We start from the raw sequence: 15,670 nt of genomic DNA on the forward strand, positions 1-15,670 counted from the left end.
GATGGCCGGCGCTGTACCTGTAGGAGCGGGCATGCCCCGCGAAGGGACGCGAAGCGGCCCCAATATTCGACCCGGCGCATTGTAACGGCCAGGCAACCAATCCGCGCGAACCTGGTCTGAGCAGGCTATAGTTGCTGCCCTCACGTACACGCTGCCGAAGAGTTCCCACTCCATGTTCAACAAAGGATTGTTGCTGGCCTGCGCGCTGGCCCTGCTCAGTGCCTGTGATTCCTCGACCCCGGGCAAGCCCGTCCCCGCTGAAAAGCCCGCCGCCAGTGCCCCGGCCGAGGCGCCGGCGCCCAAGCGTGAAGACCCGGCGGTCCTCGCCAAACGCTACGAGGGCCGTGAACTCAGCGTGCTGGATATCTCGGAAGTGCAACTCGACGGCGCCAGCACCCTGTCGATCAGCTTCTCCGTGCCACTGGACGCCAAGCAGGATTTCGCCGCCAAGGTGCACCTGGTCGACACCGTGAAGGGCAAGCTCGATGGTGCCTGGGAGCTTTCCGATAACCAGATGGAACTGCGCCTGCGCCACCTGGAGCCGAAGCGCAAGCTGGTGCTCACCGTCGACAAGGGCCTGCTGGCCGTCAATGGCAAGCAGCTCGACAGCGAGTCGGTGAGCCGCCTGGAAACCCGCGACATGCAGCCCACCGTCGGCTTCGCCAGCCGCGGTTCGCTGCTGCCTACGCGCCTGGCCGAAGGCCTGCCGGTGATCGCGCTGAACGTGCCCAAGGTCGATGTCGAGTTCTTCCGGGTCAAGCCCGAGATGCTGTCGACCTTCCTCGCCAGCTGGGGGCGCAACAGCAGCCTGTACTACTACCAGTCCAAGGATACCTTGGACATGGCCGAGCTGGTCTACAGCGGCCGCTTCGACCTCAACCCGGCGCGCAACACCCGTGAAACCGTGCTGCTGCCGATCGCCGGGATCAAGCCGCTGCAGGAACCTGGCGTGTACCTGGCGGTGATGCGGGCCTCGGGCACCTACGACTATTCGCAACCGGCCACGCTGTTCACCCTCAGCGACATTGGCGTGTCCGCCCACCGTTATCGCGACCGCCTGGACGTGTTCGCCCAGGCCCTGGAAGGCGGCAAGGCGCTCAAGGACGTCAACCTTGAGCTGCACGACGACAAAGGCAAGCTGCTGGCCCAGGCCAAGACCGACGGCGCCGGCCACGCCCAGCTGCCGATCACCGCCAAGGCCGACACCCTGATCGCGACCCAGGGCGTGCATACCACGCTGTTGCGCCTGAACACCGCCGCCCTGGACCTGGCCGAATTCGATATCACCGGGCCCCAGGCCAACCCGCTGCAGTTCTTTATTTTCGGCCCCCGCGACCTGTATCGCCCGGGCGAAACCGTGCTGCTCAACGGCCTGCTGCGCGACCAGGATGGCAAGCCGGTGAAGGCCCAGCCGGTCAGCGTGGAAGTGCGCCGCCCCGACGAGCAGGTCAGCCGCAAGTTCGTTTGGGAGGCCGATGCCAACGGCCTCTACCAGTACCAGCTGCAGCTGGCAGGCGAGGCCCCGACCGGCCGTTGGCAACTGCTGCTCGACCTGGGTGGCGGGCGCAAGCAGGTGTATGAATTCCTCGTCGAGGACTTCCTGCCCGAGCGCCTGGCGCTGGAACTCAAAGGCAGCGACACGCCCCTGGCACCGGACGAAGATGCGCAGATCCAGGTCAATGGCCGCTACCTCTACGGCGCGCCGGCGGCGGGCAACCGCCTGAGCGGCCAGGCCTACGTGCGCCCGTTGCGCGAAGCGGTGCCGGCCCTGCCGGGCTACCAGTTCGGTTCGGTCACCGAGGGTGAGCTGAACCAGGACCTGGAGCTGGACGAAGTTACCCTCGACCAGGCCGGCAAGGCCGTGGTCGATATCGAAAGCCGTTGGGCCGAAGCCCGTTCGCCACTGCAACTGACCGTGCAGGCCAGCTTGCAGGAGTCGGGCGGCCGGCCGATTACCCGCCGCCTGGAGCAGCCGATCTGGCCGGCCGAACGGCTGCCGGGCCTGCGCGGCCTGTTCGACGGCGAGGAAACCAACAGCAACGGCCCGGTGGAGTTCGAGTTCCTGGTCGCCGACCGTGAAGGCCACAAGCTGGCCGCCAACGACCTCAAGGTGCGGCTGATCCGCGAACGCCGCGATTACTACTGGAACTACTCGCAAAGCGACGGCTGGAGCTACAACTACAACGAGAAGTTCCTGACCCAAAGCGAGGAAACCGTCAACGTCAAGGCGGGCTCCACCGCCAAACTCAACTTCCAGGTGGAGTGGGGGCCATACCGCGTCGAGGTCGAAGACCCTGAAACCGGCCTGGTGTCGAGCGAGCGCTTCTGGGCAGGCTACCGCGCCCAGGACAACGCCGAGGGCGGCGCCGTGCGCCCGGACCAGGTGAAGCTGGCGCTGGACAAACCCGCCTACGCCGATGGCGCCACCGCCAAGGTCACCGTGACCCCGCCGGCGGCAGGCAGCGGCTACCTGATGATCGAATCCAGTGACGGCCCGCTGTGGTGGCAGGAAATCGAGGTGCCCGCCGAGGGCAAAACCTTCGATGTGCAGCTGGACAAGCAGTGGGCCCGCCACGACCTGTACATCAGCGCCCTGGTGATTCGCCCCGGCGAGCGCAAGGCCAACGCCACGCCCAAGCGCGCCGTGGGCGTGCTGCACCTGCCGCTGGCACGTGCCGAGCGCAAGCTGGCGGTAAGCCTGCAGGCACCTGAAAAGATGCGTCCCAAACAGCCGTTGACGGTGAAGATCAAGGCCGCCAATGCCGATGGCAGCGTGCCCAAGCAGGTGCATGTGCTGTTGTCCGCCGTGGACGTGGGCATCCTCAATATCACCGACTTCAAGACCCCCGACCCGTTCGCCAGCCTGTTCGGCCGCAAGGCCTATGGCGCCGACCAGCTGGACATCTACGGGCAACTGATCGAAGCCGGCCAGGGCCGCCTGGCCAGCCTGGCGTTCGGCGGTGACGCGGCGATGGCCAAGGGTGGCAAGCGGCCAAACACTACCGTGACCATCGTTGCCCAGCAGAGCCTGCCGGTGACCTTGAACGACCAGGGTGAAGGCGAGGCGACCGTCGATATTCCCGACTTCAATGGCGAGCTGCGGTTGATGGCCCAGGCCTGGACCGACGAGCACTTCGGCATGGCCGAGGGCAAGACGGTGGTGGCCGCGCCGCTGATCGCCGAGTTGTCGGCGCCGCGTTTCCTGGCCGGCGGCGACCGCACCAGCCTGGCGCTGGACCTGGCCAACCTGTCGGGCCGCGCCCAGCAACTGACCGTGGACATCACCACCGAGGGCCAACTGAGCCTGACGGCCAGTGCCCAGCAAGCGGTGAGCCTGGCCGAGGGCCAGCGCAGCACCCTGATGATTCCGGTGCAGGCCCAGGGCGGCCTGGGCCAGGGCAAGGTGCATGTGCGGGTCAATGGCCTGCAGTTGCCGGGTGAGCCTGGCAACAGCTTCGAGCGTGAATGGACCCTGGGCGTGCGCCCGGCTTACCCTGCGCTGCTCAAGCATTACCGCGTGGCCCTCAAGGACCAGCCGTGGACCTTGCCGGAAAGCGACCTGGCCGCCTTCGAACCGGCGGGCCTGGAGGCGAGCCTGGCGCTGTCGAGCCGGCCGCCGCTGAACCTGGCCGAGCAGATCCGCGCCCTGGCGGCCTACCCCTACGGTTGCCTGGAGCAGACCACCAGTGGCCTGTACCCCTCGCTGTATGCCGATGCCGACAGCCTCAAGCGCCTGGGCATCAAGGGTGAGCCGGCCGAGGTGCGCAAGCGCAAGATCGAGATGGGCATTGAGCACCTGCTGGGCATGCAGCGCTACAACGGCAGCTTTGGCCTGTGGAGCTCGGACAGCGAAGAGGAATATTGGCTGACCGCCTACGTCACCGACTTCCTCCTGCGTGCCCGCGAGCAGGGCTATGGCGTGCCGGCCGAGGCCTTGAAGAAGGCCAACGAGCGCCTGCTGCGCTACCTGCAGGAGCGCAACCTGATCGAAGTCGACTACAGCCAGAACGCCGAGCACACCCGCTTTGCCGTGCAGGCGTACGCGGCACTGGTGTTGTCGCGCAGCCAGCAGGCCCCGTTGGCCGCCCTGCGCAGCCTGTTCGAGCGCCGCGCCGATGCCCGTTCCGGCCTGCCGCTGGTGCAGCTGGCGGTGGCGTTGGATGCCATGGGCGACAAGCCGCGGGCCGAACAGGCGCTGCAGGCGGGCCTGGGCATCAGCCGCAGCAAGGGGTGGATGGCCGACTACGGCAGCAGCCTGCGCGACCAGGCGCTGATCCTGGCACTGCTGCAGGAAAGCAAACTGGCCAGCAACCAGGTTGACCAGCGCCTGTTCGCCCTGTCGGACGAGCTGGCGGCCAACCGCTGGCTGTCGACCCAGGAGCGCAATGCCCTGTTCCTGGCTGGCCGTGGCCTGCTGGGCAAACCGGAAGCGCCGTGGAAGGCGCGCCTGGACAGCGCCGGTGAAGTGCGCGAGTTCAACAATGCAGACGCGGGCATGAAGCTCGAAGGGCCATTGCTGGCATCGCCGCTGAGCGTGCAGAACGAAGGCAGCGACACCCTCTACCAGCAGCTGACCCTTTCGGGTTACCCGCGCCAGGCGCCGGCTGCTGGAGGCAACGGCATGGAGATTCGCCGTGACTACCTGGGCATGAACGGCGAGCCGCTGGACCTGCACAACCTGCGCAGTGGCGACCTGGTGCTGGTGCACCTGGCGCTCAAGGCCAGCGACCGGGTGCCGGACGCCCTGGTGGTCGACCTGCTGCCGGCGGGCCTTGAGCTGGAAAACCAGAACCTGGCGCAAAGCGCCGCCAGCCTGGACAACGCCAGCAGCGCGGTGAAGCAGTGGCGCGAGTCGATGCAGAACGCCAGCGTGGTGCACCAGGAGTACCGTGACGACCGCTACGTGGCGGCGCTCAAGCTCGACGGCTATGGCACCACGCACCTGCTGTACCTGGCACGGGCGGTGACCCCAGGCACCTACCGCGTGCCGCCACCGCAGGTGGAGTCGATGTACCGGCCGAACCTGCAGGCGGTGGGGGATGGGCAGGGGGAGATGACGGTGAAAGCCCGCTGAAGGCTTGTGAAGCGGCGGTCTTCCCTACAATTTGGAAGGCCGCCGCGCCCCTTGTAGGAGCGGGCTTGCCCGCGAACACGGGCGAAGCCCGTGCCATCCACCGCGTCGCCTGCTTCGCGGCTAAAGCCGCTCCTACAGGGGCGCGCAGCGCTTACGAGAACTCAGTGCATCACCCAGCTCATCACCCACAGCCCCAGCACCAGCCAGATGATCCCCAGGATGATCGAGGCGCGCATGAAGGCGCGGATGGCCGAGTACAGCAGCATCAGGCCAACGATCAGCGCCAGGATGCTGACCAGCGAGGTATCCATGCCCAGCGTGCGCGCCAGGCCATCGATGAAATTACCCCCGGCGTTGGCCAGCAGGTTGAACAGGCCGCTCAAGGCGTCGACGATAAAGCGGATCAACGACCCCAGTGCCTGGCCTAGCCATTCAAAAAAACCTTCTACATGCATAGTTGCTTCCTGATGAACGATTCGGCGAATGTGCCGTTCCCAAGCCTTTGGCCATCACCTGGCCAGGTCGGTTCCCGATGCCAAGCTTAGCCCGGCCACGCACCCGCGCGGGGAGGGTTGTGCGCGGCATTGCGATTGGCCTGGTGCTGATCTGCGGCCTCGCCTGGCTGGCGGATCGCCTGTGGCCATTACCCATGCCTGCCGATGACCTGGCGCGGGTGGTGCTCGCCGAAGACGGCACGCCGCTGTGGCGTTTCGCCGATGCCGACGGCGTCTGGCGCTACCCGGTCAGCCCGCAAGACGTATCGCCGTTGTACCTGCAGGCCCTGCTGACCTACGAAGACCGCTGGTTCTACCACCACCTGGGGGTCAACCCGCTGGCACTGGTGCGCGCTGCCTGGCTCAACCTGCGCGGTGGGCGTGTGGTGTCCGGGGGCAGCACCCTGTCGATGCAGGTGGCGCGCCTGCTCGACCCGCACGACCGCACCCTGGCCGGCAAATTGCGCCAACTGTGGCGTACCGCGCAGCTGGAATGGCACCTGTCCAAGGGCGAAATCCTGCAAATCTACCTGGACCGCGCGCCCTTCGGCGGCACCTTGCAAGGTGTAGCGGCGGCCAGCTGGGCCTACCTGGGCAAGTCCCCCCAGCACCTTACGCCGGCCGAGGCGGCGCTGCTGGCGGTGTTGCCGCAGGCCCCCAGCCGGCTGCGCCCGGACCGCCACCCCGAGCGCGCCCAGCGTGCCCGCGACAAGGTGCTGCAGCGCCTGGCCGAATACCAGGTGTGGCCGGCCGGGCAGATTCAGGAGGCCATGGAAGAGCCGCTGCTGCTTGCCCCGCGCCAGGAACCGGCGCTGGCACCGTTGCTGGCGCGCCGGCTGAACACCGCCGACAGCCCGCCACTGATCCGTACCACCCTCGATGCGGCGTTGCAGCGGCGCCTGGAAGACCTGCTGCTGGGCTGGCGCGCACGCTTGCCGGAACGCACCTCGGCGGCGATCCTGGTGGTCGATGCGCAAACCATGGCCACGCGGGCTTACCTGGGCTCGATCGACCTGGCCGATGAGCGCCGTTTCGGCCATGTCGACATGGTGCGCTCGCTGCGCTCCCCTGGCTCGACGCTCAAGCCCTTTCTCTACGGCCTGGCCATGGATGATGGGCTGATCCATTCCGAGTCGCTGCTGCAGGATGTGCCGCGGCGTTACGGCGATTACCGCCCCGGCAATTTCTCCATGGGTTTCAGCGGCCCAGTGTCGGCCAGCTCGGCGTTGGCCTTGTCGCTCAACCTGCCTGCGGTGCAACTGCTCGAAGCCTACGGCCCCAAGCGTTTCGCCGCGCAGCTGCGCATGGCCGGCGTGCCGCTGGCGTTGCCGCCCCTGGCCGAGCCAAACCTGTCACTGATTCTGGGCGGCGCCGGTAGCCGCCTGGAAGACCTGGTCGGCGGCTATGCGGCCCTGGCCCGTGGCGGCAACAGCGCGCAAGTGCGCCTGCAGCCGCAAGACCCGCTGCTGGAGCGGCGGCTGATGTCACCGGGGGCGGCCTGGATCATCCGCCGTATCCTCAGCGGCCAGGCCCGCCCTGACCGCGACCCCCACGCCGAGCTGGTGCAGCGCCCTCAGTTGGCCTGGAAAACCGGCACCAGCTATGGCTTTCGCGATGCCTGGTCGATCGGCGTGGGGCCGCGCTACCTGATCGGCGTATGGATCGGCCGCCCCGATGGCACGCCGGTGCCCGGCCAGTTTGGCCTGGCTTCGGCGGCGCCGCTGATGCTGCAGGTGCATGACCTGCTCAGCAACCGCGACAGCCAGCGCGGCATTCGCCCGCCGGTCGAGCAAGTACCCGGCAGCGTCGGCGTGGCGGCGATCTGCTGGCCACTGGGCCAGCCGATGAACCGGCAAGACCCGAACTGCCGGCGCCTGCGCTTTGCCTGGACCCTTGAGCGCACCACCCCGCCCACGCTGATGGCGGCCGACCAGCCGCTGGGGCTGGGCTTGCGCGAAAGCATCTGGGTCAACGCCCAGGGGTTGCGTGTCGATGGCAGCTGCCCAGGCGCCACGGCCCGTGAGGTGGCGTTGTGGCCGGCACCGCTGGAGCCTTGGCTGGCGCGGGTGGAGCGGCGAGCGGCGCGGTTGCCCCCAGTCGACCCGGCGTGCCCGCCGCAGGTAGCGGCCAGCGCGCCACCGTTGTCCATCGTTGGGGTGCGTGGCGGCGACAACCTGCGCCGCCCGGCCACCAGCCGTGAGCCCCTGCAACTGCACGTTTCAGCCCTGGGAGGCGACGGGCGGCGCTGGTGGTTCCTCAATGGCCAGCCGCTGGGTGAAACCCAGGGCCAGGACAGCCTGCTGGTACGCTTCGACCAGGCCGGGCAGGTGGAGCTCAGTGCGCTGGACGAAAGTGGCGAAACCGCGAGGGTGACCTTTCAGGTCAGCGACTGATCCCGCGGTTTGCCACTGGCCTCAGTGGGTGGTGAAGCGCTGGTGAACCGGGGAGGAGCTGGGCGTCAGCGCCAGGGCCAGTTGGGTACGGTTGTGCATGTGGGTCAGGCGTAGTACCTGCGAAACGTAGAGTTTCACGGTGTTTTCGGTGATCCCCAGCTCGCAGGCGATCTGGTAGTTGGTTTTGCCCTTGCTGACCAGGCGCGCCACTTCCAGTTGCCGTGGCGACAGCTTTTCGAAGGCTGAAGGCAGCTCGCCGTCCACTTCCTCGACGTCGCCGGCGCGGCGATGCACGCCCTGGCCACGGGCTTTCTCCAGGTCCTGGTAAAGCTCATCGATGGAACCAGCCAAGTCTTGCAGGCGCTGGTTGAGGGTGCCCAGGTCGTGCAGGTCGGCCTGGCGTTCGAGCAGCACTTTTTCCCGGCGGCGCAGGCCTTCGAGCAGTTCTTCGAGGTCCATGGGCTTTTGGTAGTAGTCGGCGAACCCGGCTCGCAGGGCGCGGATGACGTCGTGCTTTTCGGCGCGGCCGGTGAGCATGATTGCTTCGAACATGCGCTGGCGGCCGGAGAGGTCTTTCAATGCATTCATCAGCTCGATGCCGTCACGCTCAGGCATGTGCAAGTCGCACAACACCAGGCCGATGGCTTCGTCTGCCACGTAGCGCTCGATGGCTTCCTGGGTGGAATGCGCCGCGACGCAGGGGTGGCCCTGGCTTTGCAGATACTCACACAACTGTTCGACGATCAGTGGCTGGTCGTCGACCACCAGAACCTTCACCTCACTCAATGACTTGTTCACGATCAACTCCCTGTCGGTAGGTGGCCCTGCTCCCGGGCCAGACGCTCTGGCAGCTTAAAAGTAGACGCTGCTGGCGATTCTGCACATGGCATGTACAAGGTATCGGACCACAGGCCTGTTTATTGGATCCATACGGCGGTCAGCAGAAAGCCCGCCAGCACGTAGGGAACGAAGGCCTGTTTGTCGCCCATTTCCTCCGTCAGCGCCTGCAAGCGTTTCTTCACCTTGGGGTTGAGCAGGGTCCACAGCCGCCTGCGGGTCAGCAGCCAGAGCACCACGCTGACCCCGGCGCCGATGAACGTGCCCAGTACATACTGCGGGCTGGTGGCCAAGGCCAGGGCGCCCATCAGCTTGACGTCGTCGGCGCCGAAGCGGCCGAGCATGTAGCCGGGCAAGGTCAGCAGCATGACGATGGCCAGCGCCCAGCCGGCATCGCTGGCGTCGGCGCCGATCCAGCTGTGGCCTGTGGCGAACAGCCAAACCAAGGCACCGGTGGCGAAGCCCAGGGTCAGCACGTTGGCAATCTGCCGCTCACGGATATCTTGTTCGGTGCACAAGGCAAGCCACATCAGGAGAACAATGCTTTGCATTGGCAGGTCGCCTTCCCTATTCGTTGAACACTTACCCGCTCAGTCAGGTTTAGTAATCAGGGTAGACGCGATCTGACGAACGGGCATGAAAGGAAGGGAAAAAGTCGGGGCCGCTCTGCGGCCCATCGCAGGCAAGCCAGCTCCCACACCTGTAGGCGCTGGCTTGCCTGCGATGGGCTGCGAAGCAGCCCCCATTGCCGGTTACTTGGCCCGCCCTGGCGGGTAGTTACCCAACACCTGGGCCACGGTTTTCTGAATCGCGCTGTTGCGCTCCTCGGGGCTTGGCGGGTAGTTGTTCATGATCTGCTCGGCACTGCCGCGCCACACCAGCTTGCCGTCGCGGCCGTCGAACAGGTCAACCTGAATGGTCGCCACCTTGTAGTCGACACTGCGGGTTTCGTTGTACATCGGCCCACCCCAGTAACCGTTCCAGTAGCCGCCCCAGCCGCCACCGTAGTTGGTGGTGATCTGCTGCTGGCGCTGCTCGACGATCAGGTAGGCGCGTACCTTCAGGTCGGGCCGGGCACTGCCCTGGGCGGGGCGCAGGCCGCGTTGGTCGAGCTCGCTGGCCACGGCCTGGCGAATGCGCTGTTCGGTCAGGTCGCTCTTGATGCGTGGGTCATCCGGGCGGTACTGCAGGCCCGGCTCCTGCCAGGCCCAGCTGCGATAGCCGGCGAAGTCGCGGCTGGCATCGAAGTCTTGCTGAACGTTGTTGCTTGAACAGGCCGCAATCAACAGCGCAAACGACAGTAGAACGAGGCGGCGCAACATGATGGTTCTCCGTTAACGGTTAACTGGGAGGATAGCCGCTGAGCGCCTTGTGCACCGATTCGCGCAAAGCGGCCTCGCGTTCGCGTGGGGTGCTCCTGTCGCTGCCGCTTTCGGCGCTGGCGCTCCAGACCGGCTGGCCATTGCGGGCGTCGTACAGGTCGATACGCACCACCATCACCTGAACTTCATAGGTACGCACCACCGGCACGCTGGCGTAGGCACCGTAGCCATTGCGGTAGCCAGCAAAACCGGCGCCACCGTAGGGGCCGGGGCCGTAATAGGGGTCGTAGTCATAGTCGCGCACCTGGCGCAGGCGCCGCTCCAGGCGCAGGTCGGCACTCACCAGCAGGTCGGCGGGGCCACCCCTGGCCGGACGCAGGCCTTGCTGGTCCAGGGCGCTGCTGACGGCGTCAGCCACTTGCCCGGGGTCCGCTTCGGCGCTGCCGGCGGGCAATTGGCCGTTGCGCCAGCTCCAGCTGCGGTAGCGTCCATAGTCGCGCGCTGGCGCCGGGTAGGCACTGGCGTCGAAGGTGGTGGCGGCCTGTGGCGGGGCCGGTGGCAGCGGGCGGCTGCTGGCCACGTAGGGGTTAGTACCCTGGCAGGCAGCCAGGGCCAGTGGCAGCAGGGCCAGGCACAAAAGACGCAATGGCATGTAATCCTCCCGGCAAGCCGGTCAACGGGGGCGGCACATCCAGTGCAGGTAGCGGCCGAGCCCGGCGAAGCTTGGGTGGCGGCGGTGGGCAAGCTCCATTTCCAGTAGGTCGAGCAGTTCGGCCTTGGCCTGGAATTCCTTGGGCATGTAGTCGTGGAACACCCGCACGCCGCTTTCAGTTTCGACCTGCCACAGGCTTTCAAGTTGCGCCTTGAGCTCACGGGGATCAAGCGGTTTTTGCGGGGTCAGGCTCTGCTTCTCGCCTTCCAGGCGGTTGCTGCGCAATTTGCGGAAATGGCCCTTGAGCAGGTTGCGGTAGACCAGCGCGTCGCGGTTGTAGAAGGCCAGCGACAACCAGCCTTCGGGGGCGGTCAGCTGGTGCAGCACCGGCAGAATGCTTTGCGGCTCGGCCAGCCACTCCAGCACGGCGTGGCACAACACCAGGTCGTAGGGCTCGGTGAGCTGGCCGAGCAGCGCCTGCCACGGTGCCTGGATGAAGGTGGCGGGCTGGCCGGCCTCCTCGAAGCGTGCGCGGGCACCTTCGAGCATGGGCGCAGCCGGTTCGGCCAGGGTCACATGGTGGCCACGCTGGGCCAGCCACAGGGCCATGTGGCCGAGCCCGGCGCCGATATCCAGCACCCGCAGCGGGCGGTCGGGGAGGGCTTCGGCAAGGTCTGCCTGAAGCACCGCCAGGCGGATCGCGCCCTTGGCGCCGCCGTAGATCTTTTCGGCGAAGCGTGTGGCCAGTTCATCGAAGTGACGGTCGTTCATCGGGCGAAACGCCTCTCGCTGTCGGCAAGCTTGGCCTGCACCACCTGTTCCATGTCCAGGCCCAGCTCACTGCACAGCAACAGCAGGTAGAGCACCACGTCGCCGACCTCCTGGCCGGCATGGGCGAGTTGCTCGGGTGGTAGCTGGCGCGATTGGTCTTCGCTCAGCCACTGGAAAATTTCCACCAGCTCGGCCATTTCCACGCTGGCGGCCATGGCCAGGTTCTTCGGGCTGTGGAAGCCGCGCCAGTCGTTGTTGTCGCGAATCTGGTGCAGGCGTTCGGTGAGTTCTTGCAAGTTCATCGGGGTCTCCTCGTGCTGCATAGCTTCGGCGCAGGCCCGATGCAAAGCAAGTGGCTTGCGCGGCCCTAGCGCACCGCCCAGCGCCCGGCCATGTGCAGCAGCCCGGCATGCCCATCCAGGCGCAGTTCACCGGCAGGCCCCGGCTCGCTGGCGCTGAGGATCACCTCTGACGGCAAGCGCACGGGCTTGTGGAAGTCCACCTCGAAAACGTACTTGCTGGCTGGCACATGGGTGCCCAATGCCGCCAGGGCCATGGCCGCGCTCCACATGCCGTGGGCGATCGCCCGGGGAAAACCGAACACCTTGGCGCTGGCGACGCTCAGGTGGATCGGGTTGTAGTCGCCACACACCCTGGCATAGCGCCGGCCGATATCGCTGTCTGCGTACCAGCGGGTGGCTTCAGGCAGCGGGTGGGCTGGGGTGTTGGCAGGTTCGGCGGGCTGGCCGTCGAGCTGCAGGCCGCGCACCAGCATGCGGCTGGTTTCGCGCCAGAGCAGGCCAAGGCCGTCTTCGGCTTCCGTGACCAGGTCGAAGGTGCCGCCCTTGGCATGGGGCTGCAGGTTGTCGGCATGAACGCTGAACCGAAGCCCGTCGATGCCGCCCAGGGGGCGCAGCACCTCGATGCGGTTGTGCAGGTGCACCAGGCCCAGTAGCGGGAAGGGGAAGTCGTGGGCGGTCAGCAGTTGCAGTTGCAGGGTGAAGGCCATGACATGGGGGTAGGTGCCCGGCAACCGGCCATTGTCGGTGAAGTGGCAAAGCTTGCGGTACGTCGCAAGGTTGCCGGGTTGCACGCGGATGAAACAGCGCAGGCCGGCGGCGGGCAGGCTGCTGCCGGTGATCTTGCGTTTGCTGGCTGCACGCAGGTACAGGCTGGCGCGGGTATCGGTGCTGTGCAGGTCGAGCCATGGGCGGTTCATGCTCAGGCTCCCATCAGGGCTTGGCCGCACACCCGTAGCACCTGGCCGTTGACGGCCCCCGAACCTGGCTGGCTGAGCCAGGCGATGGCCTCGGCGACATCCTGGGGACGCCCGCCCTGGCCCAGCGAACTCAGGCGCCGCCCGGCTTCGCGCAGGGCCATGGGCATGGCGGCGGTCATGTGGGTTTCGATAAAGCCTGGGGCCACGGCGTTGATGCTGGCGCCGCGTTCGGCCAGCGTTGGCGCCCAGGCCTGGGCCAGGCCGATCAGCCCTGCCTTGCTCGCCGCATAGTTGGCCTGGCCGCGGTTGCCGGCGATGCCGCTGACCGAGGCGAGCAGGGTGATGCGTGCGTCGGCGCCGAGGGCGCCGGCGTCGAACAGGGCCTGTGTCAGCCGCTGCGGCGCCTTGAGGTTGACCGCCAGCACCGCGTCCCAGTAGTCCGGGGTCATGTTGGCCAGGGTTTTGTCACGGGTGATGCCGGCATTGTGCACGACGATGTCGATGCCGCCTGGCAGGGCGTCGAGCAGCCGCTCGGCGGCATCGGCGGCGCAGATGTCCAGGCCCAGCGCTTTGCCGCCCAGGCGCGCGGCGAGGGCGTCGAGGTCTTGCTGCGCCTGGGGCACGTCCAGCAGCAGCACGTCTGCACCATCGCGTGCCAGGGTTTCGCCGATGGCGGCGCCGATGCCCCGCGCAGCGCCCGTCACCAGTGCCCGGCGCCCAGCCAGGGGGCGGGTCCAGTCGGCGACCTGGCTGGCACAGGGCTGCAAGCGCAGCACCTGGCCGGAAATGAATGCGCCCTTGGGCGACAGGAAAAAGCGCAAGGCGCCTTCAAGTTGGGCGTCGGCCCCAGGTTGCACGTACAGCAGCTGGGCCGTGGCGCCGTTGCGCAGCTCCTTGGCCAGTGAACGGCTGAAGCCTTCCAGGGCGCGCTGGGCGACGCTGGCCAATGGGTCTTGCAGGCTTTCCGGGGCGCGGCCCAGGATCACCACATGGGCACAGGGGGCCAGGCTGCGCAGCAGCGGCTGGAAGAATTCGCGCAGGCGCGCGAGTGCGTCGCTGTCGGCCAGGTGGCTGGCATCGAACACCACGGCCTTGAGTTTCGGCCCCAGGCCTGCAACCCAGGCCGGTGCCTGCAGGCCTTCGCCCTGGAAGCTGAACACCTCGTCGGTGAGGCGCGGGGCAATGGCCTCGACCTGCTGCGCCAACGGCCCGCCACCCAGTACCAGGGCGCCTTCCACCGGGCGCAGGCGGCCGGCCTGCCAGCGTTCCAGCGGCGCCGGGCGCGGCAGGCCGAGGGCATCGACGAGGCGGCGGCCAAGGTTGGAGTTGGCAAAACCGAGATAGCGGTCGCTCATGTGCGGGTCTCCCTGAAGGCAAGCTTGCAAGTGTGGACCAACTTTATGGCAAGGTCGTTCGCCTGCGGCAAAAACACCTAGGCTGTAGGCATCGAGATATTTCAGGAGGAAAGTGCGCATGCAGTCACCACGCCGGGTCGCGATCCTGGGCGGCAACCGAATACCGTTCGCCCGCTCCAACGGCGCCTATGCCACCGCCAGCAACCAGGCGATGCTGACGGCGGCGCTGGAAGGGCTGATCGAACGTTACCGCCTGCATGGGCTGCGCCTGGGCGAGGTGGTGGCGGGCGCGGTGCTCAAGCATTCGCGGGACATGAACCTGACCCGTGAATGCGTGCTGGGCTCGCGGTTGTCGCCGCAGACGCCGGCCTACGACATCCAGCAAGCCTGTGGCACGGGCCTGGAGGCGGCGCTGCTGGTGGCCAACAAGATCGCCCTGGGGCAGATCGAGTGTGGTGTTGCCGGCGGGGTAGACACCACCTCCGACGCGCCGATCGCGGTCAACGAAGGGCTGCGCCGCCTGCTGTTGCAGGCCAACCGGGGCAAGACCCTGGGCGAACGGCTCAAGCCGTTCCTGCAGTTGCGCCCACACCACTTCAAGCCCGAGCTGCCGCGCAATGGCGAGCCACGTACCGGGCTGTCGATGGGCGAGCATTGCGAGCGCATGGCGCAAACCTGGCAAATTGGCCGCAGCGAGCAGGATGAGTTGGCGCTGCGCAGCCATCAGCACCTGGCGGCGGCGTATGCAGAGGGTTGGCAGGATGATTTGCTGACGCCGTTTCTGGGGCTGGTGCGTGACAACAACTTGCGCCCGGACCTGACGCTGGCGCAGCTGGCGGCGCTCAAACCGGTGTTCGACCGCAGCGGCCAGGGCACGCTGACGGCCGGTAATTCCACGCCGCTGACCGATGGCGCGTCGCTGGTGCTGCTGGGCTCGGAGCAGTGGGCGCAGCAACAGGGGTTGCCGGTGCTGGCCTATCTGGTGGATGGCGAGACGGCCGCCGTGGACTTCGTCAACGGGCGCGAGGGCTTGCTGATGGCCCCGGTGTATGCGGTGCCGCGCCTGCTGGCGCGCAATGGCCTGGCGCTGCAGGACTTCGATTACTACGAGATCCACGAGGCGTTTGCCGCGCAGGTGCTGTGCACGCTCAAGGCCTGGGAAGATGCCGACTATTGCCGCGAGCGGCTGGGGCTGGAGGCGCCGCTGGGGGCGATCGACCGCAGCAAGCTTAACGTCAAGGGCAGTTCACTGGCGGCGGGGCACCCGTTTGCGGCTACCGGCGGGCGGATTCTGGCCAACCTGGCCAAGCTGCTGGCCACGGCGGGGAAGGGGCGGGGGCTGATTTCGGTGTGTGCGGCGGGTGGGCAAGGGGTGACGGTGATTGTTGAGCGCTGAGGCCACGGGGCTGCTTTGCAGCCCATTCGCGGGCAAGCCCGCTCCTATGTATGGACTCGCCAACATTGTCTAGCTGCTTTTGAACATGGTTACCCGGTTGCATCTATGTATCAGGCCTGTTCGAGGAAGCTATTCGCTTCTGGCCATCATCGGGGTG

12 protein-coding genes are annotated in these 15,670 nt (G+C 67.0%); 3 read left to right on the forward strand and 9 right to left on the reverse strand.

All coding sequences use genetic code 11. The annotated features are described in order from the left end of the window. Positions 1-172: 172 nt before the first annotated feature. A complete protein-coding gene (locus F3J45_RS24820) occupies positions 173-5,074 on the forward strand; it encodes an alpha-2-macroglobulin (RefSeq protein ID WP_167069412.1) in 4,902 nt (1,633 codons plus the stop codon). Positions 5,075-5,235: 161 nt separating this feature from the next. Here F3J45_RS24820 and F3J45_RS24825 read toward each other — a convergent pair whose 3' ends face one another. Then, positions 5,236-5,529 carry a hypothetical protein gene (locus F3J45_RS24825; protein WP_167069414.1) on the reverse strand — a complete coding sequence of 98 codons (294 nt, stop codon included), beginning with the start codon at positions 5,527-5,529 and terminating at the stop codon, positions 5,236-5,238. 77 nt (positions 5,530-5,606) lie between these two features. Between F3J45_RS24825 and pbpC the strand changes: the two genes are divergently transcribed. Further along, positions 5,607-7,961: a peptidoglycan glycosyltransferase PbpC gene (pbpC, locus tag F3J45_RS24830; protein ID WP_167069415.1), complete on the forward strand. Its 2,355-nt coding sequence runs from the start codon at positions 5,607-5,609 to the stop codon at positions 7,959-7,961. Positions 7,962-7,982: 21 nt separating this feature from the next. Here the strand turns inward: pbpC and F3J45_RS24835 are convergent, their stop codons facing one another. From F3J45_RS24835 to F3J45_RS24870, 8 genes are all read right to left on the reverse strand, one after another. Then, complete coding sequence (locus F3J45_RS24835; RefSeq protein WP_167069416.1) at positions 7,983-8,759, reverse strand: response regulator transcription factor; 777 nt, start codon at positions 8,757-8,759, stop codon at positions 7,983-7,985. A 119-nt stretch (positions 8,760-8,878) separates the two neighbouring features. Next, complete coding sequence (locus tag F3J45_RS24840; protein WP_167069418.1) at positions 8,879-9,349, reverse strand: A24 family peptidase; 471 nt, start codon at positions 9,347-9,349, stop codon at positions 8,879-8,881. Between the two features lie 201 nt (positions 9,350-9,550). Next, positions 9,551-10,120: a DUF4136 domain-containing protein gene (locus F3J45_RS24845; RefSeq protein WP_167069420.1), complete on the reverse strand. Its 570-nt coding sequence runs from the start codon at positions 10,118-10,120 to the stop codon at positions 9,551-9,553. Positions 10,121-10,139: 19 nt separating this feature from the next. Continuing rightward, a complete protein-coding gene (locus tag F3J45_RS24850) occupies positions 10,140-10,772 on the reverse strand; it encodes a DUF4136 domain-containing protein (RefSeq protein WP_167069422.1) in 633 nt (210 codons plus the stop codon). Positions 10,773-10,793: 21 nt separating this feature from the next. Beyond that, positions 10,794-11,543: a methyltransferase domain-containing protein gene (locus F3J45_RS24855; protein WP_167069424.1), complete on the reverse strand. Its 750-nt coding sequence runs from the start codon at positions 11,541-11,543 to the stop codon at positions 10,794-10,796. Then, positions 11,540-11,845 carry a MazG-like family protein gene (locus F3J45_RS24860; protein WP_167069426.1) on the reverse strand — a complete coding sequence of 102 codons (306 nt, stop codon included), beginning with the start codon at positions 11,843-11,845 and terminating at the stop codon, positions 11,540-11,542. The genes F3J45_RS24855 and F3J45_RS24860 overlap by 4 nt, the downstream gene beginning before the upstream one ends. A gap of 65 nt (positions 11,846-11,910) precedes the next feature. Next, positions 11,911-12,762 (reverse strand): MaoC family dehydratase, encoded by an 852-nt coding sequence (locus F3J45_RS24865; protein WP_167069428.1) that lies wholly within the window; start codon positions 12,760-12,762, stop codon positions 11,911-11,913. 2 nt (positions 12,763-12,764) lie between these two features. Next, positions 12,765-14,117 (reverse strand): 3-oxoacyl-ACP reductase, encoded by a 1,353-nt coding sequence (locus tag F3J45_RS24870; RefSeq protein ID WP_167069430.1) that lies wholly within the window; start codon positions 14,115-14,117, stop codon positions 12,765-12,767. A gap of 118 nt (positions 14,118-14,235) precedes the next feature. On the opposite strand from F3J45_RS24870, the gene F3J45_RS24875 reads away from it, so the two are divergent. Beyond that, a complete protein-coding gene (locus F3J45_RS24875; RefSeq protein ID WP_167069432.1) occupies positions 14,236-15,513 on the forward strand; it encodes an acetyl-CoA C-acetyltransferase in 1,278 nt (425 codons plus the stop codon). Positions 15,514-15,670 lie beyond the last annotated feature (157 nt).

This window comes from Pantoea sp. Ap-967 (assembly GCF_011752565.1).
Classification (GTDB): Bacteria; Pseudomonadota; Gammaproteobacteria; order Pseudomonadales; family Pseudomonadaceae; genus Aquipseudomonas.

Coding starts and splice junctions, on each gene's coding strand:
- F3J45_RS24820 (WP_167069412.1), top strand. CDS start 173: ATGTTCAACAAAGGATTGTTGCTGGCCTGCGCGCTGGCCCTGCTCAGT.
- F3J45_RS24850 (WP_167069422.1), bottom strand. CDS start 10,772: ATGCCATTGCGTCTTTTGTGCCTGGCCCTGCTGCCACTGGCCCTGGCT.
- F3J45_RS24860 (WP_167069426.1), bottom strand. CDS start 11,845: ATGAACTTGCAAGAACTCACCGAACGCCTGCACCAGATTCGCGACAAC.
- F3J45_RS24825 (WP_167069414.1), bottom strand. CDS start 5,529: ATGCATGTAGAAGGTTTTTTTGAATGGCTAGGCCAGGCACTGGGGTCG.
- F3J45_RS24855 (WP_167069424.1), bottom strand. CDS start 11,543: ATGAACGACCGTCACTTCGATGAACTGGCCACACGCTTCGCCGAAAAG.
- F3J45_RS24845 (WP_167069420.1), bottom strand. CDS start 10,120: ATGTTGCGCCGCCTCGTTCTACTGTCGTTTGCGCTGTTGATTGCGGCC.
- pbpC (WP_167069415.1), top strand. CDS start 5,607: ATGCCAAGCTTAGCCCGGCCACGCACCCGCGCGGGGAGGGTTGTGCGC.
- F3J45_RS24875 (WP_167069432.1), top strand. CDS start 14,236: ATGCAGTCACCACGCCGGGTCGCGATCCTGGGCGGCAACCGAATACCG.
- F3J45_RS24865 (WP_167069428.1), bottom strand. CDS start 12,762: ATGAACCGCCCATGGCTCGACCTGCACAGCACCGATACCCGCGCCAGC.
- F3J45_RS24840 (WP_167069418.1), bottom strand. CDS start 9,349: ATGCAAAGCATTGTTCTCCTGATGTGGCTTGCCTTGTGCACCGAACAA.
- F3J45_RS24870 (WP_167069430.1), bottom strand. CDS start 14,117: ATGAGCGACCGCTATCTCGGTTTTGCCAACTCCAACCTTGGCCGCCGC.